Source organism: Celeribacter litoreus (assembly GCF_020165855.1).
Lineage (GTDB): Bacteria > Pseudomonadota > Alphaproteobacteria > Rhodobacterales > Rhodobacteraceae > Celeribacter > Celeribacter litoreus.
Genome location: NZ_JAIUFY010000005.1, coordinates 12,865 through 36,352, shown reverse-complemented (window position 1 = coordinate 36,352; position 23,488 = coordinate 12,865). Strand labels below are relative to the sequence as shown.

At 58.4% G+C, this 23,488-nt stretch carries 19 protein-coding genes; 5 read left to right on the top strand and 14 right to left on the bottom strand.

All coding sequences use genetic code 11. From position 1 onward, the window contains the following. Window positions 1-20: 20 nt before the first annotated feature. Window positions 21-410 carry a hypothetical protein gene (locus tag LA304_RS02060; RefSeq protein WP_224501465.1) on the bottom strand — a complete coding sequence of 130 codons (390 nt, stop codon included), beginning with the start codon at window positions 408-410 and terminating at the stop codon, window positions 21-23. A gap of 150 nt (window positions 411-560) precedes the next feature. On the opposite strand from LA304_RS02060, the gene LA304_RS02055 reads away from it, so the two are divergent. Further along, entirely contained in the window at window positions 561-1,208 is a 648-nt protein-coding gene (locus LA304_RS02055; protein ID WP_224501464.1) for a carbonic anhydrase, read from the top strand. Between the two features lie 2 nt (window positions 1,209-1,210). Here the strand turns inward: LA304_RS02055 and LA304_RS02050 are convergent, their stop codons facing one another. From LA304_RS02050 to LA304_RS02005, 10 genes are all read right to left on the bottom strand, one after another. Next, entirely contained in the window at window positions 1,211-1,483 is a 273-nt protein-coding gene (locus tag LA304_RS02050; RefSeq protein ID WP_224501463.1) for a hypothetical protein, read from the bottom strand. A 242-nt stretch (window positions 1,484-1,725) separates the two neighbouring features. Beyond that, the gene (locus tag LA304_RS02045) at window positions 1,726-3,369 is read right to left on the bottom strand and encodes a DUF4139 domain-containing protein (protein ID WP_224501462.1); all 1,644 of its coding nucleotides are present in this window, start codon (window positions 3,367-3,369) and stop codon (window positions 1,726-1,728) included. Between the two features lie 164 nt (window positions 3,370-3,533). Further along, on the bottom strand, window positions 3,534-4,556 hold the full coding sequence (locus LA304_RS02040) for an aspartate-semialdehyde dehydrogenase (RefSeq protein ID WP_224501461.1): 1,023 nt from the start codon (window positions 4,554-4,556) through the stop codon (window positions 3,534-3,536). Window positions 4,557-4,628: 72 nt separating this feature from the next. Next, complete coding sequence (locus LA304_RS02035) at window positions 4,629-5,768, bottom strand: capsular polysaccharide export protein, LipB/KpsS family (RefSeq protein WP_224501460.1); 1,140 nt, start codon at window positions 5,766-5,768, stop codon at window positions 4,629-4,631. 51 nt (window positions 5,769-5,819) lie between these two features. Beyond that, entirely contained in the window at window positions 5,820-6,992 is a 1,173-nt protein-coding gene (locus tag LA304_RS02030; protein WP_224501459.1) for an MFS transporter, read from the bottom strand. Window positions 6,993-7,055: 63 nt separating this feature from the next. Then, complete coding sequence (locus LA304_RS02025; protein WP_224501458.1) at window positions 7,056-8,669, bottom strand: polysaccharide biosynthesis protein; 1,614 nt, start codon at window positions 8,667-8,669, stop codon at window positions 7,056-7,058. A gap of 343 nt (window positions 8,670-9,012) precedes the next feature. Beyond that, on the bottom strand, window positions 9,013-9,624 hold the full coding sequence (locus tag LA304_RS02020) for a sugar transferase (RefSeq protein ID WP_224501457.1): 612 nt from the start codon (window positions 9,622-9,624) through the stop codon (window positions 9,013-9,015). Next, window positions 9,621-10,520 carry an NAD-dependent epimerase/dehydratase family protein gene (locus LA304_RS17930; RefSeq protein ID WP_224501456.1) on the bottom strand — a complete coding sequence of 300 codons (900 nt, stop codon included), beginning with the start codon at window positions 10,518-10,520 and terminating at the stop codon, window positions 9,621-9,623. Before LA304_RS17930 ends, LA304_RS02020 begins: the two co-directional genes overlap by 4 nt. A gap of 110 nt (window positions 10,521-10,630) precedes the next feature. Continuing rightward, window positions 10,631-12,544 carry an elongation factor G gene (locus LA304_RS02010; RefSeq protein ID WP_224501455.1) on the bottom strand — a complete coding sequence of 638 codons (1,914 nt, stop codon included), beginning with the start codon at window positions 12,542-12,544 and terminating at the stop codon, window positions 10,631-10,633. A gap of 113 nt (window positions 12,545-12,657) precedes the next feature. Then, complete coding sequence (locus LA304_RS02005; protein WP_224501454.1) at window positions 12,658-13,557, bottom strand: LysR family transcriptional regulator; 900 nt, start codon at window positions 13,555-13,557, stop codon at window positions 12,658-12,660. On the opposite strand from LA304_RS02005, the gene LA304_RS02000 reads away from it, so the two are divergent. The 4 genes from LA304_RS02000 (at window position 13,475) to LA304_RS01985 (ending at window position 16,627) form a co-directional block, all read left to right on the top strand. Then, window positions 13,475-14,335 carry an NADPH-dependent F420 reductase gene (locus tag LA304_RS02000; protein WP_318010674.1) on the top strand — a complete coding sequence of 287 codons (861 nt, stop codon included), beginning with the start codon at window positions 13,475-13,477 and terminating at the stop codon, window positions 14,333-14,335. The two genes, LA304_RS02005 and LA304_RS02000, sit on opposite strands and share 83 nt — an antisense overlap. 21 nt (window positions 14,336-14,356) lie before the next feature. Continuing rightward, a complete protein-coding gene (locus tag LA304_RS01995; protein ID WP_224501452.1) occupies window positions 14,357-14,761 on the top strand; it encodes a DoxX family protein in 405 nt (134 codons plus the stop codon). Window positions 14,762-14,835: 74 nt separating this feature from the next. Then, window positions 14,836-15,654, top strand: a complete 819-nt coding sequence (gene ygiD / locus LA304_RS01990) for a 4,5-DOPA-extradiol-dioxygenase (protein ID WP_224501451.1) — start codon at window positions 14,836-14,838, stop codon at window positions 15,652-15,654. Between the two features lie 10 nt (window positions 15,655-15,664). After that, complete coding sequence (locus LA304_RS01985; protein WP_224501450.1) at window positions 15,665-16,627, top strand: glutathione S-transferase family protein; 963 nt, start codon at window positions 15,665-15,667, stop codon at window positions 16,625-16,627. On the opposite strand, the gene LA304_RS01980 is transcribed toward LA304_RS01985, so the two are convergent. From LA304_RS01980 to LA304_RS01970, 3 genes are read right to left on the bottom strand one after another with little or no spacing between them, the layout of a single operon-like run. Then, window positions 16,619-17,515, bottom strand: coding sequence for a transglutaminase family protein (locus LA304_RS01980; RefSeq protein ID WP_224501449.1), 897 nt, complete (start codon window positions 17,513-17,515; stop codon window positions 16,619-16,621). The genes LA304_RS01985 and LA304_RS01980 overlap by 9 nt on opposite strands. A gap of 3 nt (window positions 17,516-17,518) precedes the next feature. Further along, on the bottom strand, window positions 17,519-19,930 hold the full coding sequence (locus LA304_RS01975; protein WP_224501448.1) for a circularly permuted type 2 ATP-grasp protein: 2,412 nt from the start codon (window positions 19,928-19,930) through the stop codon (window positions 17,519-17,521). Window positions 19,931-19,971: 41 nt separating this feature from the next. After that, the gene (locus LA304_RS01970; protein ID WP_224501447.1) at window positions 19,972-23,415 is read right to left on the bottom strand and encodes a transglutaminase family protein; all 3,444 of its coding nucleotides are present in this window, start codon (window positions 23,413-23,415) and stop codon (window positions 19,972-19,974) included. Between the last annotated feature and the right edge of the window lie 73 nt (window positions 23,416-23,488).

The window sequence follows — 23,488 nt, the reverse complement described above, 5'->3', positions numbered from 1 at the left end:
TTCGGTTTCTCCGCAAACAGTCACAACGACGCCCCTTGATGATCCCAAATCGCGAGAAGAGAGTTCTCACCAATCCTCACCAATCGCGACACGCAAGCGGCGAGCGCGACATAATCGCCTGACTGGGCCAGTTCATTCACAGCCCCCGCGACACGAGCGAGCGTCACCATCCCGATCTGATCCGAGATCGCAATCATGGACCGCGCCGATTTCTGAACCTGAGGGAAATCCCCTTTCTTATGGGCATTGCCCACCTTCGCCAACCGCACCGCCAACTCTTCCATCGCTTTGGAAATCACATCGTCTGCTCCTGATCGACCCAACTCCGCATAAAGTTGATCCAACCGCTCACGATCGAATGTCACGGCCGCATCCGGCCGCAATTTCACCACCACCATCTTATCACCCACTTATTATGCGCCCCACGCGCACAGACACTTTGCGACCAACGTCTCAAGAAAAGGTTTCACGCAGCAGGGTTTTCCTCTCGAAATTCACGAAAACTGTCACTACATTCTCGTTGATTGACTGACGAGATCCGCAACGGAGAGTTTCGCGCCATGAAATACGCACGCCCACTTCCCAGCTATATGGTCCAACGCTACCATGGCTGGAAAGCAACGACCTTTTCCGAGAACAAATCTTGGTACAAACGCCTCGCAACCGAAGGGCAGCGTCCGCGCGCCTTTATCATCTCATGCTGCGATTCACGCGTTCATGTGACCTCGATTTTCGGCGCTGATCAGGGCGAGTTCTTCATCCACCGCAACATCGCGAACCTGGTCCCGCCGTTCACCGACGATGGCGACCACCACGGCACGTCTGCTGCGATCGAGTATGCAGTCACCGCACTCAAAGTCGCCCATATCGTCGTCCTCGGGCACTCCAGCTGTGGCGGCGTTCAGGGCTGCTACGACATGTGCTCCGGCCACGCGCCTGAGCTTGAACAGAAATCGTCCTTCGTCGGTCGCTGGATGGACATCCTGCGCCCGGGCTATGAGCGTGTGCTCGAAGTTCCTGAAGCCGACCGTAAAGCGGCGCTTGAAAAAGAGTCCATCCTGATCTCGCTTGAGAACCTGATGACCTTCCCGTTCGTCCAGGAAGCCGTCAACAGCGGCAACCTCACGCTCCACGGTCTCTGGACCGATATCGGCGATGGCGACCTGCTTCAGTATGAGCCTGACACGAAAGAGTTCGTGCCGGTCTAAGGTTAGGCCCGACCGGCGACGACCAATAGGTCAGCAGACAACAGGTAAGGCGCGGGGTGACAGTCCCCTGCGCCTTTTTCATGCCTGAAGAAATGCGCGGACTCGGAGCGCACGAAGAGAGGTTTGCTCATCTGGGTCACGACACGTCGGGTCGTCTCCACAGGGCAATGGATGTGATCATCAAAGCCTTCTGGGAAAAACACCACACCACCGCTTTCTTGCAGGCTCAATGCAACTGCCCGCCCTTCACGCGCTTTTTCGGCATAGTCAGTCATGGCCCTATCCTTTCTCTCGCTTTAATTTCGAGGGGATGGAAAGGGCCTCTTGATCACTCTGACCCTGCATCCGGGACCATTCGACCACAGTCTCAAACGCATGAGAAACGGCACATAAGAACAATTTGAGGCAGTCTCGAAGTTGCCGCGAGACTGCCTCAAATTTACTTTCTATTTCCAGACGTTAAAAGAGAATGGGCCGACCATTAAGAATAGTTAAAAGACGCTTCAACCTGTCACGATCAATCGAGCACATAGTCCTCCGGCCAGCGAAGTTTCTCCGAGAGCTTGATCGTCTTCATCTCCGCAGGCGCGAGGTCAAACCGCCATGCGAGCACCCCACGGCGATCCTCATACCCCTGCTCATCCGGCATCGGCGTGGCCGTCCATTCGATTTTCAGGTCTTCCTGCTCAGTGACCGAAACGCGATCCAGTACTTCGATGGGCCACGTTTTGAAGGTGAGGTTTTCGACCTCGATCCGCCACGCGCTCTCCTCTTCGTTCGATTTGGAGACGATGCCGCGGTCGCCCTCGTTGCGGCTCTCGAGGATGCGCGACACCTGAATCCCGTCAATCGGGCCAAACGCCATATCAAGCTCACCGCCATCGACGAGCGCATCAAGCATGGTGGTCCCGAGGGTCACGCCATCACGAATGAGACGCACCTCACCTGGGACCAAAAGCTCTCCGCTCTCATTGGTGAAAGAGGCGATCAGGTATCCTGTATCTTCATAAAGCGGCACCGCACGGACGACGATCTCCGGCTCAAATTCCACTGAGCTCAATGCAAATTCTGTTTGGGAGCGCTCTGAAAGGAGGCGTTCAATGACGCCGACGTCGTAGGTCTGACTTAGCCCCGCAAGCTGGACGGTTGCGCGATCTTCAATGACAACCGGCGACTCCATGACAGGTTCCGCATAGCCGCGCGAGTCGCTTTCAAGACTCATCGCACTTCGCAAATTCGGATGCGGCTCGTAAAGACGGCGAACCCGTTCATAGATGTTGCTCGGGGCCGCACGGCGGCGTGGGTCATCTGTTGCTGCGGTCAGCGCCACGTCGAACCATGGCTCACCCGTCTCCTGAACGGCCACAATGGTGCGGCGCAGAGCAAGCGTCTCCGCCTCCGTATCGAGAACCGCCTGATAGCGCGGCTCCCAATAGGCGTCGTCGGTCATGTAGGACACACTCACCTCCACATCCGCAGGCGCGGACACGGTCACGGGAACAGTGATGTGCAGGCGCTCCACATCCGTTGGGACCAAGCTCTCAAGGTCAAGGCGGGCCTTTGCGACCTCTTCACGGAGTTCGGTCAAATCGCGATCCGCAACGAAGGCCCGCTCTTTTGCGTCCTGAATCGCGAGGCGCGCGGCGAGGGATTCTTCGCGGATCATGCGGGCGATGCCTGCCATGTTCACAGGGTCCTGCGTCTCCGCATTCCCCAACTTTTGCAGGTAGGCGAGTGTATCTTCGGCCGCCGTTGCCTCCAGCTGGATTGCGGAAAGATCTGCCTCTTTCGCGCGAAGCTGGTCTTCCAGTGCCTCCAAGCGTTCCTTGGCGGCCTGAGCGGTCTCTGACGCGTAGAGCTCTGCTTCAGTCAGGGTCTTTTCTTCATAGGACAGAGACCCCACCGCGCGCCCATCAACCTCGACGATCAGGGACACAAACTCGGTCTCCGTGATTGAGGGAATATCCGCCATCGTGATCGTGTGCTCACCCGCAGGGAGGCTCACAGTCACCTTACGGTGGATCATCGCCCCGTTGGGATAGAGGGTGACGTCCTTCACGACGCTATGAACGTCGAACTGATCAGCGAAGGCGGAGGGTGAAAAAAGAGCGGCGCAAAGTGCCGTGGACGCTAAAAGGCGACTTTGAATGAGCGAGAACATGATTTCCTCCAATGGCTTGAGGCAAGGGTCTTAGAACTCTTCGCTCAACGCAAGACATATCCCCGCGAGCGGACCGTGCCATGCACGGGGGAGCGAAACCCCGCCGAAACAGAAAAGGGCGCCCGAAAGCGCCCTTTGGAATTCTTTACCTATGTCAGGGCGAATTAGCCCTTCTTGAGAACCCGACGACCGAGCAGTTCAGCGATCTGCACCGCGTTCAGCGCCGCGCCTTTGCGCAGGTTGTCGGACACGCACCACAGGTTCAGACCGTTTTCAACGGTGACGTCCTGACGGATGCGGGACACGAAGGTCGCGAAGTCGCCGACGCACTCGACCGGAGTGACGTAGCCGCCCGGCTCACGTTTATCGACCACGAGGATACCCGGCGCGGTGCGCAGGATTTCACGGGCTTCATCCTCGTCGAGGAAGTCCTCGGTTTCGATGTTGATGCTCTCGGAGTGACCAACGAAGACGGGCACACGCACACAGGTCGCGGTGACTTTGATCGACGGGTCAACGATTTTCTTCGTCTCGGCGATCATTTTCCACTCTTCTTTGGTGTCGCCGCTGTCCATGAACACATCGATGTGCGGGATCACGTTGAAGGCGATCTGTTTCGGGTAGACCTTCGGTTCAACTTCCTGACCCGGGACATACATGCCCTTGGTCTGGTCCCAAAGCTCGTCAATCGCCGCTTTACCTGAGCCGGACACGGACTGGTAGGTGGAGACGACAACGCGTTTGATCTTCGCACGGTCGTGGAGCGGCTTCAGAGCCACAACCATCTGTGCGGTAGAACAGTTCGGGTTCGCGATGATGTTTTTGTTGGAATACATCTCGATCGCGTCGGGGTTCACTTCCGGCACGATCAGCGGGATTTCCGGATCGTAGCGGTAGAGCGATGAGTTATCGATCACGACACAACCGGCAGCCGCTGCTTTCGGCGCGTATTTTTTCGTTGCCTCGGAGCCAACTGCGAAGAGAGCCATGTCCCAGCCCGCGAAATCGAACGTGTCGAGGTCCTGGGTGGTCAGGGTCTTGTCGCCAAAGCTCACTTCAGTGCCGAGAGACTTACGCGATGCCAGCACCGCAATCTCATCCACAGGGAACTCGCGCTCGGCGAGGATGTTCAGCATTTCGCGGCCCACATTGCCCGTGGCGCCAGCGACGACGACTTTATAGCCCATTTGGGTCTCCTCATCAGTCTAAGGGTGACTGGCGCGGAGCCTTACAAGAAAGGGGCTTTGGAGAAAAGAGGCTTAATGCCCCATCGCCGCACGGGCGGCACGAATGCACGACTTTGCGGCAAATTCATCGACTGAGACCCGCCCATCCGCGTCCACGGACACTTTTGGGAAATGGACCTCATCAAGATAATTCATGAAAGCGGCCCGCAGAGCCGGATCAAAGCCAAGCGATTCCCCCTCTTCCATGGTCTGATCCAGCGCATTTATCGCGCCGACAGGATGCACCAGACCCGGCAGCGCGAAAAACGCTTCCCCGAGCACGATGACCGGTTTGTCGTAGAAAAAGGCCTGCAAACCGACCGAAGAGTTGATCGTCAGCACGGCCTTGCTCGCACGGACCTGATCGAAGGTATCCGTTTCGTTGTCGATGATAATGCGGTTCCCCGACGTCTCGACGGCCCGCTCCAAAACCTCCGCGAGGGATGTCTTGGCCGACGGATGTTCCTTGATCCGGATATGCCACCCCTCGGGCAGCGAGGGGGCCGTGAGTGCGAGCATCTCGATCATATTTGGGACCGACCCCACCCAACCGGAAAACATTGTGATCTGGCTGTCGTTGGGGACCTGAAGCGGCACAAAGATAAAGTTCTCGCCCGCAAGCGCAGATCCCGATTTCTGCCCGACGTCCGCGCGGCGCGACGCCCGCGCCGTGAGGTTCGCGCCGAGCTCGCGCCAACCGTCGCCCTGTCGCTCGGAATTCCCATTGGCCCACGCCGTGTAAAACCTCGGGTCACGCGGCAAGGACCCGCACGCATTGACCCCTGTGTGGTCCAACTGCATGCGTCCCGGGAACGGCGCAAGTTCCGCATAGAGTGTCGGAACACCTGCATCCCGCGCGCCCTCCATGAAGACGCGTCGGGAGCCGGTCAAACCGTTCCAGCACATTGCAATTGCCTCTCGGTGACGCGAGAAATAGCGACGGGAGCCGTTGTATTGCAGGCGGATCAAGAGGCTCTTCAGAACGCGAGACACAGGGCCTTTGGGCTGTCTTTTGGCGACGGCGAGGGCTTCGGCTACACGAGCATCAGTCTCAGGGAAATCACGAAGCGACAGCGGAATGAACCAAAGAACGCGACCACCCCCATCGCATTCCGCAACAGAGGCCATGAAGCTGTCTTTGTTTTTCCGAAAGCCCTTGAGATAGGTGATCATCGGCCCGCCTTTCCGCTTCTTCCTAGATCAGCGCTCGGCACCGGACAAGCCTCAGCGCGGATCGCGTGCGAAAAGCAGATACACGCTGCCACCAACGACCAGTGAGAGGGCATAGTAGCCGAAGACCATCGAATAGCCGGATGACGCGGCCCCGCTCGCGAACAATCGCGCTGTGACCATCTGGGACAACCCGACGCCGCCAATCGAAAACAGATTGATGAGCGTCACCCCGCGCCCGACGAGTTCCGGAGGGATCACGCTCCGCCCGTGGTTCATGATCTGCGGATAATTCGAGGCGAAGAAGCCGACGAAAGCAAACAGGACGACAGAGCCCACGATGGACGTTTCGCCCAATCCCAACCACAGGCAGCATGCCGCAATGAAGGTGATTGCTGCACTTCCCCCGACGATCCACTTGTAGCTTCTGATGAGGCGGTCGATCGGCCCGAACGCAAGTGCACCGCCGATCATCGCGAACGCCATACACAAGGTCGCGGTGCCGATCTGCGCAGGGGAGGCCCCGAACACGTCCGTCAGATATGACCCAATCCAACTCCCCCGAAGTCCAGCCCCGGGCGCATAGGCGACCATCGCGATAAGAAAGATCGGATAAAGAGATTTCAGCCGGAGCAAATCACGCAACCCTTTTCCGGCCCCATCACTGGGTTTGAGCCGCGGAGGGTCGTTCACGAAGCGATAAAAAAGGAATGCTATGAACCCCGCCAAAATCGCCAGAACCCAGAGCGTGGCGCGCCACCCGATCAAGTTGAGCGAGAAGGTCAGCGGCACGGATGCCGCTACATTCCCTAGAGACCCAAGGCCGAGAATGAGGCCGACCAATGTGCCAAACCGCGCCGGCGGGGCGCTTCGCGCGACGATGTAAAGACCGGCCATCAAGACAGGCGAGCATCCGATCCCGATCAATCCCATTGCTACTGAGACGGCCGTCGGCCCCTGCGCGAAGGAAAATACGATTGCCCCGAGGCCCCCTCCGACGATGAGCAGCACACTCGCAGTGGCTTTCGGCGACCAGTGGTCCAATAGCCAACCCACAGGGATTTGCATGGCCGCGAAGGCGAGGAACCAGACGCCCAGAGCCGAGGATATCTGTTCGGGACCGAGTCCGATGTCTGTTTTCAAAACAGGAGCAAACACCGCAAGGCATGCGCGGTAGAATTGGCTAAGCCCATAGGCAAGCACGAAAATCGGAAACCCCTTTATCATTCCGACGCTCCCCCCAGAACTCTCACGGACGACATTCCGTGCGTCTATACAGGGAACTTGTCTCTACAGGCAGCGTTTTTCTCGCACAGGCACGTCGTGAGAAATTCCGAGACGCCGCGTTTGGGAGCACCCGCGCGCATACCCCAAGGCGACCGACCTCACGCGGTCTTCATCTGAAGCGTCAATCGCATGCTGCAGTTCTCTGAGCAAACCTGCCACCTCGAATTGGCTTAGACAGGCTTCTTGTGCGCGGAAGATCTTCGGGTGATGGGTCGAGAATAGATTGTCGGGATCCCAAAAGAGCTCTTCGTGAAGCTTTTCCCCGGGCCGCAAACCGATGAAGGCGATTTCGACATCTCCCTCGCCAGAGATCGGATCTCGAACAGCCAGTCCCGAAAGCTGGATCAGCTTCTTCGCGATCGCGAGAATGCTCTGCGGCTCTCCCATATCAAGAACGAAAACATCTCCCCCCTCTGCAAATGCCCCCGCGAGAAGCACGAGGCGCGAGGCTTCTTGTACGGTCATAAAGTAGCGGCTGGCATCGGGATGCGTGACAGTGACAGGCCCACCGGCGTCGATCTGTGAGACGAACAGAGGCAACATTGATCCCGAGGACCCGAGCACATTTCCGAAGCGGACCATAGAAAATTTCGTTCGGTCGTTCCTTGTCTGCATGTCCTGCAAGATCAGTTCCGAAATGCGCTTGGTCGCGCCCATGAGCCCCTTGGGGCGCACAGCTTTGTCACTCGACACCAACACAAACTGCGAGACACCAGTCTCGACAGCGACCTCGGCGAGGCGTTTCGTTCCAAAAATGTTATTTCGCACGCCCTCAACCACATTTCCCTCCACCATCGGCACGTGCTTGTAGGCGGCGGCGTGCAAAATGATCTCGACGCGTTGAGACCTGATCACATGCTGTAGTCTGGCCCGGTCTGTGATCGTCCCGAGATATGGCTCGATATCGACACCGAATTCTTCCGCTCGGCGCTTTAGCGCCATATCGATGGAATACAGATTGAACTCGCTCATATCGAATAGCACGATCTTTGCCGGTCTGAAGTTCAGCAGTTGCTGACACAACTCCGACCCGATCGACCCGCCTGCGCCAGTGACCATGATCACGCGGCCCGTGTAATTCGCCCCGACTTCGGGGAGGTTCAGATCGACATTCTGACGGTCCAAAAGGTCTCGCGCATCAACGCCCCGCAGGCGCGGCCCCGCACCCGACACGAGGAGATCAATCGAGTTCGGCAAAAACTCAACCTTAACGCCCGCAGTCTCGCAAAGATCACGCACCCTGGCACGGCGGCTTTGCGCAGCGTCCGGCAAAGCAATGACAAGTGTCTCGATGTGATGTTTCCTGATCTTTGAGACCATGGCTTCCGGGGACCAAACCGGCACTCCGCCAATCTCCATCCCTTGTAGAGATCGGTTGTCATCGAAGAATCCGGCAACTTGTGCAGATGTCGTTCTACTCAGCGTGCTGGCAGCACGAACACCCGCAGTTCCTGCCCCGAAAATCGCCACTTTGCGACGCTTGCAAAGTTGATGACGGGTCCCGCTCAAAACCTTGACGGCAAGCGCACGCGAGCCAGTCAAACCAGCAAAAGCAAACACACCAACACCGATCCCCATTTCGACTGCGCGAGAGCCCCCGCCAAGCCATGTCGTCACAAAACAGATCGACGCGATCACTGCACTCGAGTGCAAAATAGTTAATACATCAGAAGCACTTAGAATGACCAACTTGATCCGATGAAGACGGAATAATGTGACAGAAACAGCGCCCGCAACCAAAGTAGCCGCGTAGGCCCAAAACTGTTCAGGAGGCCATACGTCTGCTGGAACGCCATGAAGAAAAATCGTTGTAAGCGTCAGAGACAGCACCAATACAGCACAGTCGGAACTCATAAGAATGAGTCTGACAACTGCGGGCGGCAGCGTGGTTAAACCTGCGATGAGAACCTTCTTATACACCTGATCTGCCGACTTTCCCACGCGGGATCGAATCCCGTATCTAACGATGCGCAAAGATTACGCCGAGCGTCCTTGCCAAGATTTTAACATCCAGCAAAAGAGACCTGTTTCTTTGATAAATCAGGTCGAGGCGCGCCTTTCGTGGCACGCAGCGCCGGACATAGACTTCATCGGTTTCCTCAGAGGATGCACAAGGAGCGAGCAGACTTGCTTCATGTTTGTGAAAATAAAGGCTCGCGAGGCCGGTGACGCCCGGACGGCTTTGCAGGACGGTCCGGTAAATCTCGGGACAACGCGCCACGTAGAGACGAAGGGGCGGGCGAGGCCCAACAAAGGACATGTCGCCACTCAGGATATTCCAAAGCTGTGGCAGTTCATCCAGCCGCGTTCGTCTCAGGAAAGCCCCCGTTCGCGTAATCCGGGCGGCCTTGTCTCCGCCAGACACACCACTGTCATTCTTCACGATCTGCATCGTGCGGAATTTAATGAGCCGAAAGCCCTGTTCTGGCGCCTTCATCCTCTCTGAAACGTAGAAGACAGGTCGCCCGTCGATAAGGAGGACCGCAAGGAACACGCCTGAGATAATCGGAGCGAGAATGACCATCAGGCCCAATGCCCAAACGAGGTCAAATATTCGTTTCGAGAACGTCATTGCATCGCCCTCAGTGAGCGCCACTCCGAAACGAGGTCTGATGCGTGAGAGGCTCCGCTGACCTCGGGGCAAAGAGAGCCAAGAAGCTTACAGTCTAAAGTGATGTTCTGATGCCCCTCGCTCGCGCATTGTCGCGCAACCCACTGAATATCTGCCGCTTTCAAGAGCTGGTCCATCGACACGGGAGTGCATCCACCGACATTCAAACGCTCGGGCAGACGACTAGCGCAATCACTCAAGGCACATAATATGTCGTAGAGGCTATGCGCTCCCACATATGACCTTCGTGGCCCAGCTCCGTCCGGGAAAACATCCAAGACGATCTGCTCCCGCGTCTCGGGACATAGACGTCCGAGCAGACTGTCCGCGCCCGCGACATTGCCAATCCTCAGCGCGCATATCTCCAGTCCGGTTTGCGCGCGATATCGGGAGCAAAGGCGTTCAACCTCTCGCTTTGCGGCGCCATAGGCGTTGATCGGCTGGGCGGGATCGGTTTCGCGAAAGGGACGGGCGATCGCCGCACCGTATATGGCAGAGGACGACGCAACGAGGACACGCGAGATGCCAGCCGACTGAGCGGCCGTCAGGGACGCGGATGTGAGCGCAACGTGCTCCTGCAGCTCACGGGAAAAGATCGCCTGACCTGCCGCCCCTGTGAACACGCAGAGTGTTTGGAAGCCAAACCGCGCATGCGCATCAATGAATGGTGAGGGGTCGGAGAAGTCGCTCCAGAGAAACCGAGATGCGCCGACATCTACGCCGTGCCGATATTGCCATGCAAACCTGCGCAAAGGGTCCGGACGCCGCCTTTCAACTGCCTGTAGCAAGCGACCGATACGGCCCGAGGCCCCGAGAAAAGCAATTGGGCGGTGCAATTTGGTGTGTCCGTCGTTCATTCCCCCATCAGGCTAACGTGTCTTCCTTAAGTAAACCTCACCACATCTCAAAACAGCGCCGCCGCAGGTTTCCCAACGGCGGCGGCACACTTTCAAAAATGACTTTCGGATCAGGCTGGCATCAACTTGGCGAGGTCTTCAAACGTTTCCTCGTAGTGGTCGAGTTCGGTCTGGAACCACGCCGTGCCGCGTGTCGCAGAGCCAAGCGCGAGGAAAAGTTCGGCCTCGGCATTCGACGGCAGGAGCGCGTTAAAGACATCCCAACCGGGTGCATCCGGATGCGCATCAAAGCCGAGGACTTGGCCCTTCAAGCCAGACACAAGCGGCATCAAACCACCGGAGTAGATGCTCGGGACATGGATCGCGATCCGGTCGATCGGTTGCAAAACAACCGGTTTACATCCGGCCAACGCCTCACGAACTGCGGATTTTGCGGCCATGCGGAACGCGAAATCGGAGCTGTCAACGGCGTGGTGTTTGCCATCAGTCAGGGTCACTTGGACGTCGACCACCTGCAGTCCGTTTGGACCAGATTCCAATGCCTCACGCACACCGGCCTCGACCGCAGACATGTAGTTCCGCGGAACGGCGCCGCCCTTGACGGTCTCCGCGAACACAAAGCCGGAGCCGCGCGGCAGAGGCGCAACTTCGATCACCACATCTGCGAACTGCCCTGCACCACCGGACTGTTTGCGGTGACGGTAATGGGTGCCTCCCGCTTTCGAGATGGTTTCACGCAGGGCAGGAGGAATGACTTCGGTCGCGACATTGATCCCGAAAACGTCGGAGAGTTTTTCAAGGACACGGCGCTGATGAAGCACACCCTGGGTGGCGAGCACAGTTTTCCCGCTCAACCCGTCTTGTCCAACGGACAGACCCGGATCGATATCCGCGAGTTTGCCCAGCGCAGTCGAAAGACGGGCTTCGTCACGATCGCTTTCGGGGGCAATCAGCACACGGTTTTTCGGTTTATGTGCGCTGGCCCAATCGGGAGTGTCGAGCGCGCCATTTGCGCCGTAAACCGGTGCGCGCAGTGCAAGGTGCTCTGTTTTGACGGTCAAACCGACGTCGCCCGGTTTGAGTTCAGTGACAGCCGTTTTGGTATCGATATCGACAATCGAGCCGATGGTTTCGCCCATCACGACAGAGCCGGGCTGAACGGGCTGGCCGACGGCGCGGATGAGAACGGTTTTGCCGAGGTGCTTGATCTGATCGCCAAAAATACCGACGGCGACAGGAGTGTCCTCCAATCTTTCAGAGAGCGCCTCTACGCCAGGCACCTCGTGACGCAGGCTCTTCATCAGGCGGGTGAGGCCGAAGCCATGGGACGCGGAGCCGAGGAATGCGGGAATCAGGTCGTGATGCTGCAGGACGCGAGTCGCCACGTCGTAGAGCTCTTCGGTGAGCGGTTTCTGATCCTCAATGAGTTCTTCCAGGAGGTGATCGTCATAATCGGAAAGCTGTTCGAGCAGTTCGGCGCGGGCCTCCTCCTCACGGGCGCGCGCGCTGTCCGGCATTTCAACGAGGGACGAGCGCTCACCCTCATGGAAGGCCCATGCGCGCTCGGAAATCAGATCGACAACGCCGGTGATCTCGTCGCCCTCGCGGATCGGGATTTCGCGGAGGACAATGCCGTGGGCCGAATAGGTCTGAAGCGCGGCCGCGATTTCCGCGGTGCGACCTTGGGCAGCGTCCATTTTGTTTAGGAAAATCATGGTCGGTAGACCGGATGCCTCGAGAAGTCGGAGATACGGCGCGGCCAAGACTGCAGCGTCGGGATCAGCAGGGACACAGAGCACGGCAGCGTCGCTCGCGGCCAAGGCGGTTCCCACTTGTGCGAGGGCATCACTGCCTCCTGCGCATTCGAGGAAGGCCCAATCCTGATCGAGATAATTAAATAGGGTAACCGCGGTCTCACCGAACATATTCAGGCTGCGGGCGCGTCCCGCATCCAGCCCGGCAAGAGCCGCGGCCAATGACGATTTGCCGGATTGTGAAGGTCCTAGGATGGTGACAGTTTTCATGACGGCAGTCTCCCGATTTGTGTCATGCGTCCCGCTCCAGCGGGCGCGATCCGGGTTTCACGCTATCGTCTCATGGTGCGCCCTGACCTTGGCTCAGGTCAAGTTTCGCATATTTATCCGCCGCTCTCGGCCTGCCGGTAGTCTTTCACAGCGAAGTCGATCAGGGCACGGACCTTACGCGGCAAAGTGCGGCCTTCGAGATAGACCACGCTCACAGGGTGATCCGAATAGGCGTAATCCGGCATAAGTTCGACGAGGCGGCCCTCCTCAACATCCTCAGCGGCAATGAAGGTCGGACAGTAGGCGATGCCCTCTCCCCTTAGCGCCAAATCACGCGCCACCCTCGCACTGTTCACCATAAAGCTCGACGGGACATCCACGACGATATCCGTGCCTTCGGAGGGGAAAACCCAGCGCGACGGATTTCTCCGGTTCGTATCCACCAAACACCGATGAGAGAGCAAATCCTCGGGTTTCTCGGGCCTACCGTGCTCTGCGAGATACTCTGGCGACGCGACGACGATCGTGCGGATGCCGCCGATCTTGCGGGATTTTAGCGCCGAGACGCTCGGGGTGCCGATCCGGAAGGCCAAATCAATCCCCTCACTTGCCAAATCTACATAGGCGTCATTGAGGCGCAGATCGATCGTGAGGTCGGGGTGCGGTTTCGCGAAGCGGCTCAGTAGGTCCTTAACGTAAACTTCCCCGAACGTCACCGGCGCGGAGATGCGCAGCGTGCCGGAATAGCCACGCGTGTCCTCAGTGACTGCGCCCAGCATGTCGTCCATCTCATCCAAGAGCGCAGGCGCCCGCGCGAGCAACTCTTCGCCGGACGAGGTGAGGCCGACTTTGCGCGTGGTGCGCTGAAGGAGACGAACTCCGAGACGCTCTTCGAGTTCTGCAACGTATTTCGACGTGAGCCGGTTCGAGATGCCGAGCCTGTCTGCCGCCGCCGTGAACGAGCCGGTCTCAGCCGTCGCCACGAAGGCGCGCAATCCATCAACTAAATCCATGATCCACCATTGCGAACAAATTGGAGAAGGTTATTCCATACCTTCGCCATTTTATTCCGCAGCCGCAAGAGGCATCTTCAGGTCATCGAAAGAAACAAAGCGTCAGCAACGGCGACCACGCTGGGACGCACCGAAACAAAGGACCAACACTATGAACATCGCAATCATCGGCTCTGGCAACATCGGCTCCGGCCTCGCATCTGCAATCGGCAAAACCTCTCACGGGGTTGTCCTCTCTGACGAGAAAGGCGGCGCAGAAGCGGCAGCCAAACTCAAAGAAGCTGGCGTCACTGTCCAAGCTGCAGACGTCGCAACGGCCATCAAACAAGCCGAAGTCGTCATCCTTGCAACCCCTTACAACGCAAGCCTCGAAGTTGCCAAAAACAACGACTTCAAAGGCAAGATCGTTGTAGACCTCTCCAACCCTGTGACCGAAGACTTCTCCGCTCTGCAAGTTGGCCACACGACCTCCGCAGCAGAAGAAATTGCCAAACTGGTCGACGCACCTGTGGTAAAAGCATTCAATACGGTCTTCGCGCAGCTCTACGCAGGCGACCTGACCCTCGACGGCCGCAAGATCCAGACGTTTGTCGCCTCTGACGACGCAGATGCAAAAGCACGTGTGATCGCTCTCGCAAACGACACCGGCTTTGACGCCCGCGACGCTGGTGGCCTCGGCAACGCCCGTTACCTCGAACCGCTTGGCTACATGAACATCAGCTTCGGCTACATGCTCGGCCAAGGCACCAACATCGCGCCTGCTTGGATTGCAGCGTAACCTTTAGATCGGAGACAAGATATGATCGACCTGAAAACTGCACCGTATGCCGCCCTCCTCCTTCGTGTAACCACGGGCGTCCTGTTCCTCTTTCACGGCCTGGTGAAGCTCTTTGTCTTCACCCCTGCCGGGACCGCAGGGTTCTTTGAGAGCATTGGTCTTCCGGGCGCTCTCGGCTACCTGACCATGATCGCAGAGATTGGCGGCGGTATCGCCCTCATCCTCGGCATTGCGACCCGCCTCGTGTCCGCCGCGCTCGTCTTCCCGCTCGTCGGCGCAGCAATCTTCGCTCACTGGGGCGCAGGCTTTAACTGGTCTAACGCTGGCGGTGGCTGGGAATATCCGGCAATGTGGGCACTGGTGCAGGCCTCTCTGGTACTGCTGGGCGACGGGCCTTACGCGCTCTACCCGCTCAAACGCAAATAAGATGCAAAGGCCACGCCAAACTGGCGTGGCCCTTCCACCCAACTCTATGCCTCCGTCCTTGAAAGGAGACCGACATGAGCATTGTTCAACAGCTCCAACGGCTCAAAGACAGCCTCAAATCCTCTGATCGCCTGCCGGTCGTCTTTCTAGGACACGGCAGCCCGATGAACGCCATCGAAGACAACAGCTATTCCCGTAGCTGGAAACGTCTCGGAGAAGCTCTGCCCCAACCGCAAGCTATCCTCGTCGTTTCCGCGCACTGGATGACCCGCGGTTCGACCCTCGTCGATGTCTCGAAAATGCCGAAAACGATCCACGACTTTTACGGCTTTCCCCAGGAGCTCTTCGCGGAGCAATACCCCGCACCGGGCGCACCGGATGTCGCGAAAGAGGTCGTGAGCCTCCTCGCAAGCCACCACGCAGAAGGTGACGACACTTGGGGTCTCGACCACGGCGCTTGGTCCGTTCTGAAATTCCTTTACCCGAATGCAGACGTACCGGTGTTCCAGCTGTCGATCGACATGACAAAAGACCTCGGCCACCACCTCGAAATCGGTCAGGCCCTTCAGGACCTCCGCAACCGTGGCGTTCTGATCCTCGGCTCCGGCAACATCGTTCACAACCTGCGCACCATGCGTTTTGGCGGACGCCCGTATGACTGGGCCGAAGAATTCGACACCCTCGTCGCGGATCGTCTGCAGGCGCGTGATCATAAAACGATCACAGACCGAGCCGGTCTGGGAAATCTGCTTAAAATGGCGCACCCGTCGGTCGACCACTACCTGCCTGCGCTCACAATCGCTGGCGCCTCCTTGCCAGAAGACGAGCTGATGTTCATGAATGACACGATTGACATCGCCTCTGTCTCGATGCGCAGCTTTATCTATTACTGAGGACGTAACTATGCTTGTTGACGGAAAATGGGCCAAAAGCTGGGACCCGGTTCAAAAAGCCGACAAAAAAGGCCGTTTCGTTCGGCAGGTTTCAAGCTTCCGTAACTGGATCACTCCGGACGGCTCGGCTGGGCCGACCGGAGAAGCAGGCTTCAAAGCCGAAGCCGGACGCTACCGCCTCTACGTCGCTCTCATCTGCCCTTGGGCCTCGCGCACGCTCATCGCACGCAAGCTCAAAGGCCTCGAAGACATCATCCCTGTGACCGTCGTCAATCCGACGCTAACAGATCAGGGCTGGGCCTTCGGTGGATATGACGGTGCCGATGCGGACCCGCTCTTTGGCTCCGAGTATATGCACGAACTTTACACGCGAGCTGACCCGCACGTGTCCGGTCGTGCGACGGTGCCGGTTCTGTGGGATATGAAAACCAATACGCTCGTGAACAACGAGAGCGCCGACATCGTGCGCATGTTCGACACGGCGTTTGACGAGATCGTCCCACCGACACCGCGTCTCTATCCAGACGATCTTGCGTCTGAAATCGACGCCCTGAACCCGGTGATCTACGACAACCTGAACAACGGCGTTTACAAAGCCGGATTCGCGTCGTCGCAGGAAGCCTATGATGAGGCCGTCCAAGGCGTCTTCGAAACGCTCGATATGTTGGAAGAGCGCCTCACCGGCGATTACCTCTTCGGCGACCGGATTACAGAAACGGACATCCGGACTTTCGTCACGCTCATCCGCTTTGACGCTGCCTATCACGGCATCTTCAAATGTAACCTGAAACAGATCGCTGATTACCCGCGTCTGTCTGCTTACATGGAGCGCATCTTCCGCCTCCCAGGCGTCGCAGAAACCGTGAACATGGATCACATCACGCGCGGATATTACTCGATCAAGTCGCTGAACCCGACCCGCATCCGTCCGGTCGGCCCAGCTCACATCGATGAGCTTCTGGCCTCAGTCTGAGGCGACTGCGTCCTCATGGGGGATCACATCGACGGCTTGGGTCGTGGTGTGCTCTCCCGAAGACCGCATCGCGCCGCGCACCGGCGCAACATCTCCATAATCGCGACCATAACCGATCGTGATATAGTCCCCACCGGCGAACTGGTCGTTGGTGGGGTCAAACTCCACCCAGCCCATTTGATTGCCGGCCCACGCCCGCACCCACGCGTGCATCGCATCGGCCCCTTCGAGACGCGGCTGCCCCGGCGGCGCAAAGGTGCGGAGAAAGCCCGACGCATAGGCGGCAGGAATGCCGATCCCGCGCAGAGCAGAGATCATGATATGCGCAAAATCCTGACAGACGCCGTGACGTTTCTCAAACGCATCCTGTAGCGGCGTATCCACATCCGTGGCCTCCGCGTCGAACTTCATGTCCTTATGAAGCGCCCGCCCGACGGCCTCAATCGCCCCGAGCACCGTCACACCATCCGTCAGGCACTCTTTCGCGTAGGCTGTAATTTCGTCGAACGTCGAAACCCGCGGTGAGGCGCAGCGGAAATGGTGCGGCGCTTCCGGATCAAGGGACTGAAGCCCCGCCAACTCCTGCGGCAACTGCTCCAAAGGCGGCGAAAAGTCGAAAAGTGGCGCGGGTTCAAAGCGTTCGACCTGAGCCGTTACTTTGAGCGACAGTTCCGAAATCGGCGAATGCCACGCGACCATACTCGTCTCATTTCCGAAAAAGTCCCGCCCGTCGCGACGCTCTTCCGGCAAAGGCATAATCTCGAGTAGCCGCTGCCGCACGGTTTGAACGCCAGGGACATTCGCGGGCAGAAGACGCAGGATCGTTCGCGCCCGATCCGATGGGCTCGCGTAACTGTAGGTGATGGTCAATCCGAGATCATAGAGCATGCGTCACCTCAGGTAGACCGTCGTCAGAAGGTCCGAAATCCGGCCCAGATCAGAACGGATCGAAAGAATGCGCTCGCTTGTGAGCTCCTCCGGCGTCGCACAGGCCAATTCGGTCTCAAGCGGCAGGATTGCCTTCATCACGTCCGACGGCCGGCCGTCACGCTCCGCATCCGGCAAAGCCGCGCCATGAATTCCCAACTGACGGATCAAGAACAACAGCCCACGCGGGTTGTCCGCATCCAGCGCAAGAAGGTCGACAACCGCATTGCGGCTCGTCTCAACACGATACCGCCGTTGGTGAGTGATGATTGAGTCCCCAACCTCCACCGCGAGGTCGAGCGACCCCTCCGGCGCATCCGGATCGGCAAATTCCGCAAGGACCGCCGCAACGGCATCGGCACGCTCAAGCGCACGCCCAAAGCTCAGAAAACGCCATCCCGCCGAGCGATACATATTTTCGTGCACGAGACCGCTGATCCCCGCCATCTTCCGGATCAACACGGACATCGCACGCGCGCAGTCATCTCCTGGCTGCACCGTCTCCTGCATCCGTTTCGCGGTCTTCAGCAAATCTTTCAGCGCCAGCATCCCGTCGGTCGAAAACCGGTCCCGCACCTTGGACGCACAGGCCAGCGTAGCTTGAATTCGCTGGATCAACGTGGTCGGAAAGGTTTCGTTCAAATCAAAGCCGAACCCTTCCATGTAAGCGTAGAGTGTCTTGAGGCGCACATCGTTGCGATTATCCGTCGCGGCGAGACGCAAGTGATAGGCTCTGATCAGACGCACCGCATCTTCGGTGCGCTCAACATAGCGCCCGAGCCAATAAAGGTTATCTGCCGCGCGTGCGGGCAAAGTGCCCGGACTGGTCCGTCGATAATTATCCGGCTCGTCCGTCCGCGAAACCACTTTCGGGAGCGGTTTGTCGGCGACGATCCAGACGTCAGCAACGGAACCACCGCTTTGCATCGCGAGCGCTGTCGCATCGTTGGACCGACCAATCCGCGCATAACCGCCCTTCATGAACTGCCAACCCGTTGCGGTGCGAGCCGCGAACACGCGAACGGTCATCGGACGCGGAACGACCTGACCACCGTCTTCGGTATCTTCCCAAGCGGGCGTCGTCGAAAGCGTCACAGCCTCCTGTCCCACGAGACGATCACCTTCGCGTTCGAGCCAGTCGGAAATGCTTTCCTTGGCGTCGCCCATAAACTTCCCGCCAAGCGCTGTGCTTGAATCAAGGTCAAACGGCAGGTTCACAGCATCCGCGGGTCCGATCAGCATATTCTCGACATTCTCACGTACATAGGCGCGTTCGGCCTCTCCGCCGCACCACCATGTCGCGATGTTCGGGATCATCAGAGGCCCGCCGGTCAGAACCTCGGCCACGCGCGGCAGGAACGCCATCATCGCTCGAGATTCCAGAATGCCGGAGCCGAATGCGTTCGCTAGCCCCAACTCTCCCGACCTCACCGCATCCATCAGGCCCGGCGCACCAATGTGCGAGTTTTCGTCGAATTCCAGAGGATCGCCGAAAGTCGCATCAATACGGCGCCACAACATCCCCAAAGGCTGCAACCCTTCGATGGTGCGCACCATCGCCTCACCGTTTTCGACAACAATGTCCTCCCCTTCGAGGAGCATCATCCCGAGGTAGCGGGCGATATATGTGTGTTCGTAATAGGTGTCGTTCGAGGGGCCCGGTGTCAGGATCGCACTGACTTTGGGACGTTTGTAGGACGGGGACGCCAAATCCTCCATCGCATCGCGGAACGTCCCGAAAAAGCCCGCAAGCTTGTGGATGTGTGCGCGCGGAAAGCGTTCCGGAAAGATGCGCCCTGTCGCCATCCGGTTTTCAAGCGCGAAACCAGCACCCGACGGGGCCTGTGTCCGATCCCCGACAACGAACCAGGTGCCATCCGGAGAACGCCCGATCTCGAAGGCCAGAAAGTGCAGATAATGCCCGCCGCGCGGAGGCACCCCGACCATTGGCCGCAGCCACTGCTCCGAGCGTGCGATCAACTCCGCAGGCAGATGTCCATCTGCGACAAGTCTCGCAGGGCCATAGAGATCGGCCATGACCTGTTCCAACAAATTCGCGCGCTGGGTGAGACCCGCGCAAATTTGGTCCCACTCCTGCTCGTGGAGGATCACAGGAATATGGCTCAGCGGCCAATCCCGTTCTGCGAGCGGATCGTTGGAATATTGGCGATAAAACACGCCCGCATCCCGAAGATACTGATCCCCGCGCTCAAACCTCGCCCGAATATCATCCGACGACAAACGCAAAAAGCGCGCAACAAACCGACGCCATACGGGACGCATATGTCCCGCTGGATCAAACAGCTCGTCAGCAACCCCCGGAAGGCGTTGATAACGAGCGAGAATATCCATGGCCTCTGGCTGCGCTTGAGACATCGGTGGCTGCGGTCCTTGGCTTGCGCATGATGCGCACTGATTTAAACGAGCCCGATGGGACGTCTCAGGTCAAGCGTCAAAGGAAACTCGGGATGCGGCACCTCTGTGGCGGCCGTGTAGGCCCCAGGGCTATGACCGTTTGGCTCAAACCGCGCCAGTCGCCGCGCTTCCGCTTCGTTTCCATTGACTGGGAACGTGTCGTAGTTCCGCCCCCCGGGATGCGCAACATGATAAGTGCAGCCGGCAATCGCGCGACCCGTCCAATCGTCGTAGATGTCGAAATGCAACGGCGCATTGACGGGTAGAACGGGGTGCAAAGCTTCTGGCGGCTGCCATGCTTTGAACCTGACTCCTGCGACAGACACACCCGAAGCTTGGGTCTTTGCCAGCGGCACAGGACGGCGGTTGCACATGATCCGATAACGATCCTGATGTAGCGTCGTCATCTTCACCTGCAGACGCTCGACCGAGCTATCTGTGTAGCGAACCGTGCCACCAATCGCGCCGGTCTCGCCGAGCACATGCCACGGCTCCAACGCCTGACGCACCTCGAGGTGCACACCCTCTGCTTCGATCTGACCACAGAACGGGAACCGGAATTCGGCCTGAGCCTTGAACCACTCCGGATCCATCTCGAACCCGTGGTGTTTGAGGTCCGCGAGCAGCGACAGTAGGTCTTCCCAGAGGTAATGAGGCAGCATAAAGCGGTCGTGCAGCACCGTGCCCCAGCGCACCGGCTTGCCTTCGACCGGCGCGTTCCAACACCGCGCGATGATGGCGCGGAGGAGAAGCTGTTGGGCGAGGCTCATGCGCGGGTCGGGCGGCATCTCGAAACCACGGAATTCCACGAGGCCGAGACGCCCTGTCGGACCATCCGGCGAGAAGAGTTTGTCGATACAAATCTCTGCGCGGTGCGTGTTGCCTGTCACGTCGGTCAGCATATTCCGCAACAAACGGTCCACGAGCCAAGCCGGCGGCACACTGCCTTCAGTCGGCGGCTTGATCTGAGAAAGTGCAATCTCAAGCTCATAGAGCGTATCGTGCCGCGCTTCGTCGATCCGTGGCGCCTGGGACGTCGGCCCGATGAAAAGACCTGAGAACAGATAGGACAGCGACGGGTGGCGTTGCCAGATCAGGATCAGCGACTTGAGCAGGTCAGGACGGCGCAAGAACGGAGAATCTGACGGAGTCGCGCCACCCACAACGACGTGGTTGCCGCCGCCGGTGCCGGTGTGTCGACCGTCGATCATAAACTTGTCCGCCCCGAGACGCGATTGACGCGCCTCTTCATAAATCGCTTCGGTCGTCGCAACACAGTCGTCCCAGCTGTGCGAGGGGTGAATGTTCACTTCGATCACACCAGGGTCGGGGGCGACGCGGATCACGTTCAAACGCGGGTCTTCAGGTGGCGAATAGCCCTCTACGTGGATTGGAAGACCTAGCTCGGCAGCGGTTTCTTCCGCCGCAGTCAAAAGCTCAAGATAATCTTCGAGCGCCTCACAGGGTGGCATAAAGAGACACAGGCGACCATCGCGCGGCTCAATCGCGATGGCTGTTCGCACCTCACTTTTGGAGGGATCAATCCCCTGCCCGATAAGGACCTGTCGCTCTGTCTCATCGCGCTGCCCCTCGGATACCGGCTGAGTATGCTCTTTTGATACTTCTGGCAGAATGTCTGCTTTTTCTTTTGCCTCTTTTGCTTCTGCCGCAGCCTCCTCCGCAGCAAGGCGTGCGATTTCCTCTTCGATTTTCTTGCGGCGCTCAGAAATTTCCGCGTGGAAATCAGGCAAAGGCGCATGGTCGATCATCGGATCGGCCGGATAGGAATAGGGGAAGGACGCAGGCGGAATATGTGGCAGGGCGCCCAACGGAAGACGGAAACCAACCGGGCTATCCCCGGGGACGAGGAATAGATGACCGCGACGGGTTTTCCAAACCTCAGAAAGCCAGCGCGACCCGGCTTTTGACTGCCAGCGCTGGATGGGCAGGACATACCCCGACGGCTCCGTAAGCCCGCGTTCGAACACGCGGGCATAACGTGCACGATCTTCAGGGTTTTTGAGCTTCGAATTCTCCGGCGAAACATTGTCCGGCAAGAGCGCCTCTTTCAGAATCCACTCACCGGGATCCTCATAGGCGGGCTGTGCGCAAATCGGATCGACGCCGAGGTTCTCGGCAAATTTCGTCATGAACGCACCAGCATCCTCGGCGTTGGCAGGAGCAGGCGTGTCTTCCTTGGCAATCAGGTCCGGATTTCTCCAAACAGGTTTCCCGTCATGGCGCCAATAGAGAGAGAAAGTCCACCGCGGAAGACTCTCCCCAGGATACCATTTGCCTTGACCGTAATGCAGGAAGCCGCCGGGCGCGAAGCGATCACGAAGGCGACGGATCAGATCATCGGCCAGTGCACGTTTTTGCGGACCGACGGCAGCGGTGTTCCATTCGTCACTCTCGAAATCATCGATGGACACAAATGTCGGCTCACCGCCCATCGTCAGGCGCACATCCCCCTCAGTTAGAGCCTCATCAACCTTCTTGCCCAACGCGTTAAGGCGGTCCCAAGACTCTTCAGAGAACGGCTTTGTGATCCGCGGATGCTCTGCGACGCGTTTGATCTGCATATCAAAGTCAAAGGTCACTTGCGGCGTGCCGACCGACGAATAGCCGCCGGAAATCGGAGCCGCGTTTTGATAATGCGGCGTGGCCGCGAGAGGGATGTGGCTCTCCCCAGTGAGCAGACCCGAAGTCGGGTCGAGCCCAATCCAACCCGCGCCCGGGAGGAAGACCTCACACCATGCGTGCAAGTCGGTGAAATCATGATCCGTGCCCGACGGACCATCGAGCGCCTCAAGATCAGGCTTCAACTGGATAAGATAGCCGGAGACGAACCGTGCCGCGAAGCCAAGATGGCGGAGCACCTGAACGAGCAACCAAGAGCTATCACGGCAAGAGCCGGATTTCAGCTGCAGGGTCTCATCCGGCGTCTGAACACCCGGCTCCATGCGGATGGTGTAGTCCACGAAATCCGAGATCTTGGAGTTCAATCCGACGAGAAAATCGACCGTCCGCGTCTCTGTAAAATCAATCTGGCCCACGAACTGAGCGAGGAGCGGCCCCTCGGGTTCCGGCGTACGGTAGATCGACAGGTCTTCCTTGATCTCTTCGGGATACTCGAAAGGCCAATGTTCGGCGCTCTCTTCGACGAAGAAGTCGAAGGGGTTGTAGACCGTCATATCGGCGACGAGGTCGACCTCAATCTTGAACTCCCGGACTGGCTCAGGGAACACAAAGCGCGCCTGCCAATTGCCATAGGGGTCCTGCTGGTGATTTACGAAGTGCCCCTCTGGCGTGACCTTTAGGGAATGTGAAATGACGCGTGTGCGCGAGTGCGGTGCGGGCCGTAGACGGACAATCTGTGGGCCTAGTTCAATATTACGGTCGTATTTGTAATGGGTGACGTGATGGATAGATGCGTAAATCGCCATTGGCCGGTTACCGCCCTGAGTTCTTCATTTCCATTCAAGCCTATAAAGGCCGCGTGTGCGCTTCACGCGAAAT